Below are 5,621 nucleotides of genomic sequence, written 5' to 3' on the forward strand. Positions count from 1 at the left end.
GGCGCTGCCGACGCGGTCGCGGGGATGTGCCGCCAACGCCCGCGCAGCAATCTGGTACAAGACCGCCCTCTCCTCCCGCCGATAGACTGGCCGCGTTTTCCTTGTCTGGAACCGGAGTGATTCTATGTGGGCTGGAACCCTGTACGCCCTGGCCGCCGGCCTGATGTGGGGGCTGGTGTTCGTGGGCCCGCTGCTGCTGCCCGAGTATCCGGCGGCCTTGCAATCGGTGGCCCGCTACCTGGCCTTCGGCCTGATCGCGCTGCCACTGGCCTGGCTGGACCGGCGCGCGCTGCGCCAGCTGGGCCGCGCCGACTGGATCGAGGCGCTGAAGCTGGCCGCCATCGGCAACCTGCTGTACTACCTGTGCCTGGCCAGCGCCATCCAGCGCGCCGGCGGGCCGGTGCCCACCATGATCATCGGCACGCTGCCGGTCGTGATCGCCGTCAGCGCCCACCTGCGCAACGCGCGCCGTGACGGGCGGCTGCCCTGGAAGCGGCTGGCGCCGTCGCTGGCGCTGATCGCGCTGGGCATCGCCTGCGTCAACCAGGTCGAGCTGCAGGCGCTGCGCCAGGATCCGGACGCCGACCTGGGCCGTTACGCGCTGGGCGCGCTGCTGGCGCTGGCCGCCGTGGCCTGCTGGACCTGGTATCCGCTGCGCAACGCCGACTGGCTGCGCGCCCATCCCGACCGCAGCCCGCGCACCTGGGCCACCGCCCAGGGCGTGGCCACGCTGCCGCTGGCCCTGGCCGGCTACGCGCTGCTGTGGACCGGCATGGCGGCGACCGGCAACGCCTTTCCCATGCCGCTGGGTCCGCGCCCCGAAGTGTTCCTGGCGCTGATGGCCGCCATCGGCCTGTTCGCATCGTGGCTGGGCACGCTGTGCTGGAACGAGGCCAGCCAGCGCCTGCCGACCGCGCTGGTCGGGCAGTTGATCGTGTTCGAGACGCTGGCGGCGCTGGCCTATGCCTACATGCTGCGCGGCCAGATGCCGCAGCCGCTGACCTTGATCGGCATCGGCTGCCTGATCGTGGGCGTGTTGCGCGCCGTGCGCGTCAAGCCCGAGCCGGTGGCGGCGCAGGCCTAGCCGGAACCTCTCTTGCAGACTAGGCGTAAGCCAGGTTGGGATTCTCGGCCAGGCGCTGGCCGATCGCAGCGCAGGCGCGCAGCAGCGGCGCCACGTAGCTGGCCTGGATGTCTGGCTTCTGCCGGAACGCCAGCGTGCTGACGCTGACGGCGGCCACCGGACGGCCGCCGGCATCGCGCACCGCCGCGCCGAAGCAATGGATGTCCTGCTCGTTCTCCTGCGCGTCCGTGGACCAGCCGCAGGCGCGCACGTCCAGCAGTTGCTTGCGCAAGGCGTGGGCGTCGGCGATGGTCTGCGGCGTCTGCCGCTCGTAGCCGATCTGGCCCAGCAGCGGCTCGGCCGCGTCGGGCGCCAGCGCCGCCAGGTAGGCCTTGCCCACGGCGGTGGAATGCAGGCACACGCTGGTGCCGATGCGCGAGGCCATCTGCACCGCGCTGGGGCTTTCCAGTTTTTCGATATAGACCATGCACAGGCCCGAGGGCACGGCCAGGTGCACGGTTTCGCCGGTTTCGTCGCGCAGCGCGCGCAGGGCGTCGCGCGCGGCCGTGCGCAGGCCCGAGCGGCTCCAACTGCGACTGGCCAGTTGCACCAGGCGATGGCCCAGCGTCCAGCTGCGGGTCGCGCCGATCTCCACCAGCAGCCGCTCGGCCGTCAGCGCCGCCACGATCCGGTGCACGGTGGGACGCGGAAAGCCGGTGGCCTTGGCGATCTCGGCGATGCCCACGGGCTCGGGATTGTCCGCCACCCATTGCAGCACGCGCATGAACTTGGAAAACGCGGCGGTGCCCGCGACGCCATTGTCGGCGGTGTTGGAAGCGGAAGCGGGCGTGGCGGAAGACATGCGAGGAACCTGTGTATCCGGGCGCGGCTGCGGCCGCGCGGATAAAGAAAGCGGACGGAAAGGCGGGACAGCATAACCCGCCGCCCCCGTCCTCGCGGCCTTGCTGCCTGTCGAGGCTGAAAGCGACGCTAGGCCACCATGTATCCCCCGTCCACCGGCAGCACCACGCCCGTCATGAAGCCCGCCGCCGGCGTGCACAGGAATACCGCCGCCCGCGCCACGTCCTCGGGATTGCCCCAGCGCGCCAGCGGCGTGCGCGCCAGGATGGGTCCTGCACGTGCCGGGTCGTCCTGCAGCGCCTGGGTCAGCGGCGTGGCGATCCAGCCGGGCGCCACCGCGTTGACGCGGATGCCGTCCGGCGCGTAGGCGATCGCCAGCGACTTGGTCAGCTGCCCCACGCCGCCCTTGCTGGCGGCGTAGCCGGGCACCAGTCCGCCGCCGAAGAACGTCAGCATCGACGCCGTGTTGACGATGCAGCCGCGCGCCGCCTTCAGCGCGGGCCGCGCGGCGGCGCAGACCCGCATGGTGCCGGTCAGGTTCACGTCCAGCACCTGCTGGAACACGTCCGGGTCGTGCTCCTGGCCGCGCTTGATGATGCCGGCGCAGTTGAACAGGATGTCGAGCCGGTCGAAATCGGCCAGCGCCTCGTCCACCTCCCGCTGGCGCGTGACGTCGGCCTGGCGCGTGCGCACCGAGGCGTCCAGCGTGCCGTCGCCCGGCCCCAGGCCCAGCGCCACCACCCGGGCGCCCATCGCCGCCAGCTGGTTGGCGATGGCCGCGCCGATGCCCTGGGTGGCGCCGGCCACCAGTGCCGTCCTGCCCGCGAAAATGTCCTGCCGATACGTGATGTCCATCGCTTGCATGCGTTCCTCTTGCCGGACTCAGTTCTTCATGGGCAGCGTCTTCACCAGTTCGGTGAAGACGGCCGCGTCACGCGTCATGTTGTCGCGAAAGCCCTTGTCGTCAGCATAGGAAAAGCCCAGGTACTGCTTCTCCAGCACCTCGCGGAAGGCCGGTTCATCGATCGCCTTGCGCGACTCGGCCTTGAGATAGGCCAGGACTTCCGGCGGCAGGTTCTTCGGCCCGGCGATGCCGCGCCAGGTGCCCAGGCTCAGGTCTATGCCCATTTCCTTGAACGTGGGCACCTTGTCGAAGTTCTTCACGCGCTGGTCCGCCATCACGCCCAGCATCTTCAGCTTGCCGGCGAGCACGTATTGCGCCACCTCGGCCGGGCTGACGGCCACCGCGTCCACGTGCTTGCCCAGCAAGGCCTGCACGGCCGGGCTGGCGCCCTGGAACGGGATGTGGTTGAACTCGATGCCGGTCTTTTCCCCAAGCGCCGCCGCCGCGAAGTGCCAGATCGAGCCGTTGCCGGCATTGCCCACCGACACCTTGCCCGCCGTCTTCTTGGCGTCGACCAGGAACTCCTGCAGCGTGTTCCAGGGCGCGTCCGCGTGCACGGTGATGGCGGCCGGGTCGGCGTTGAACTGGATGATGGGCTGGATGTCGTCCTGGTTGAACTTCGCCAGCCCCATGGGCTTGAGCGTGACCAGCTCCACCGTCACCACCGCCAGCTTGTAGCCGTCGGGCTTGGCGTTGATCATCTCGGTCCAGCCGATGGCGCCGCTGGCGCCGGGCTTGTTCAGCACCACGATGCTGCGCGGAATGTGCGTGCGGGCCGCCTCGGCGAAGGCGCGTGCCACGCCGTCGGTGCCGCCGCCGGGCTGGAACGGCACGATCAGCTCGATCTGGCGGCCGGGAAAATCCGCCGCCACGGCCGGCCCGCCGAACAACGCCAGCGCGGCCATCGCCGCCGCGCCGCGCGCCAGGACGCGGCGCCGCATATTGTGCTCACTCATCTTGTCTCCCTTGCTCTTTGGTCTTGTGCTGTGGTGATGCGCGGCGCGGATCCGGATGAAGGATGGCCGGACGGCCGCGCGGGCGGCGCCTGCAATGCAGCGGCTGGCGTGCGGCGCCACGGCGCCAGCCGGACTGGATCAGCGGATGAACTGGTCGGCGTAGCCGGCGCCCAGGCCGACCGCCTCGAAGTGCTTGCGGCACATGTCGATCTTGGTGAACACGTCCTCGAAGCCCATGCCCTTGCCCCAGGGATCCGTGTAGTACATGACGCCGTTGACCTGGAAGTACGTGATCATTTCCTCGACGTCCTCGGGCACGTACAGCGTGTGGGTCTCGCCGGGCGGCTCGAACACATAGCTGCCTTCCACGGCCTCCCAGTCGTGTTCCAGGTAGCGCCAGCGTCCCTTGAGCACGAAGCCGTGCACCGCCTGCGGATGGCGGTGGCGGCTCAGCACGCCGGACTTGCGGACCCTGAGCAGGTTCATCCAGTAGCCCTGGCTGGCGTTCAGGCACAGCGGCCGGAACCACACGTTCTCGGCCTGCGGCACCCACAGGCGCTCGTCCTGCGGGATGGCGTGAGGCACCACGATCTCCGGCAGCGCGTCCGGCGGATTCGGGTACTGGTAAGGCATCAAGGGGGTCTGGTCGGGTGTCTCTACAGGCATGTTTTTATCCATATTATGGACAACAATTCACAATATGGATAATTGTAGGCAGCCCAAGCCACGCGGGAATTGATGAAAACCCGTAGCGGCTACAAGCGCGCCGCTTGCGACGCGCGCCGCCCCAGGCGGCGCAGCCCCCAGGCGATCAGCAGGCCGCCCGCGCCGGCCGCGACCACCACCCAGGCGGCGCTGGGCCAGCCGTGGCGATCGATCACGGCGCCCACCGTGACAGGCCCGATCACCTGGCCCAGGTTGCTGCCCTGCATGACCAGGCCGACCGAGGCCGCCGCCAGCGCCGGCCTGGGCGCCAGCAGCGGCGCCGAGCCCAGCAGCGTGGCGGGGATCAGGCCGCCAACGGCTGAAAACGCCACGCACAGCAGGAAGATCGTCATGGCCGGCGCGCCCGAGCGGAAGATCAGCAAGGCGATCAGGGCCATCGATGCGCAGGCGATCGCGATCAGCGTCGAACGCCGCCAGCCGCGCGCCAGCAGCATGCCCGCCCCCAGGTTGCCGATGACGTTGGCGGCGGTGGCGATGGCGCTGTACAGGCCGGCCTGGGCCAGCGACAGTCCCAGCCGCTCCATCAGCAGCACCGGCAGGAAGCTGAACAGCGCGAAGAACATCAGGCTGTACAGCATGAAGGTCAGCGACAGCAGCACCGGGCCGGCCGTGCCCAGCGTGTCGATCGTGTCCTGCCGCAGGCCGCGCCAGGACAGGCTGGCGCCGGTGGCGGACGGCGGCGCCAGCAGCGCCACGCAGGCCAGCGCCAGCAGCGCCGCCGCGCCCGCGCACCACCAGTACGCATGCCAGTCCGCGAAGGCCTGCGAGGCCAGCATGGCGACGGCCATGCCCGCCGGCATGTAGCAGCTCCACAGCGCGAAAGCCAGGTCGCGCCGCGCCGGCGTCACCAGCCGCTGCAAGGCCGCCGGACCCGCCACGGTGATCATCAGGAAACCCAGCCCTTCGAGCACGCGCGAGGCCAGCAGCGCCCCGTAGCCCGGCGCCGCCGCGCCCGCGGCCGTGCCCAGCGCGGTGGCCGCCAGCCCCAGCAGCAGCATGCGGCGCGCGCCGAAGCGCGCGATCACGCCGCCGGCCGCGATGCCGCCGACCATGCCCAGCACCGAGAACACCGCCGTCAGCGAACCGACGGCGGCCAGGTCCAGCCCCATGT

At 70.4% G+C, this 5,621-nt stretch carries 6 protein-coding genes; 1 reads left to right on the forward strand and 5 read right to left on the reverse strand.

Annotation, left to right across the window (positions count from 1 at the left end; translation table 11 throughout):
• Positions 1-124: 124 nt before the first annotated feature.
• Positions 125-1,084, forward strand: a complete 960-nt coding sequence (locus tag KDH83_RS29055; protein WP_212322190.1) for a DMT family transporter — start codon at positions 125-127, stop codon at positions 1,082-1,084.
• 19 nt (positions 1,085-1,103) lie between these two features.
• On the opposite strand, the gene KDH83_RS29060 is transcribed toward KDH83_RS29055, so the two are convergent.
• The 5 genes from KDH83_RS29060 to KDH83_RS29080 form a co-directional block, all read right to left on the reverse strand.
• Positions 1,104-1,925, reverse strand: a complete 822-nt coding sequence (locus KDH83_RS29060) for an IclR family transcriptional regulator (protein ID WP_212322191.1) — start codon at positions 1,923-1,925, stop codon at positions 1,104-1,106.
• Between the two features lie 128 nt (positions 1,926-2,053).
• Positions 2,054-2,773: an SDR family oxidoreductase gene (locus KDH83_RS29065; RefSeq protein WP_212322194.1), complete on the reverse strand. Its 720-nt coding sequence runs from the start codon at positions 2,771-2,773 to the stop codon at positions 2,054-2,056.
• Between the two features lie 33 nt (positions 2,774-2,806).
• Entirely contained in the window at positions 2,807-3,784 is a 978-nt protein-coding gene (locus KDH83_RS29070; RefSeq protein WP_249205430.1) for a tripartite tricarboxylate transporter substrate binding protein, read from the reverse strand.
• A 138-nt stretch (positions 3,785-3,922) separates the two neighbouring features.
• Positions 3,923-4,450 (reverse strand): 2,4'-dihydroxyacetophenone dioxygenase family protein, encoded by a 528-nt coding sequence (locus KDH83_RS29075; RefSeq protein ID WP_103274723.1) that lies wholly within the window; start codon positions 4,448-4,450, stop codon positions 3,923-3,925.
• A gap of 89 nt (positions 4,451-4,539) precedes the next feature.
• A partial coding sequence (locus KDH83_RS29080) for an MFS transporter (RefSeq protein ID WP_212322192.1) occupies positions 4,540-5,621 on the reverse strand: 1,082 nt, incomplete at its 5' end.

This window comes from Achromobacter sp. Marseille-Q0513, from assembly GCF_018195695.1.
Taxonomy (GTDB): Bacteria; Pseudomonadota; Gammaproteobacteria; order Burkholderiales; family Burkholderiaceae_B; genus Achromobacter.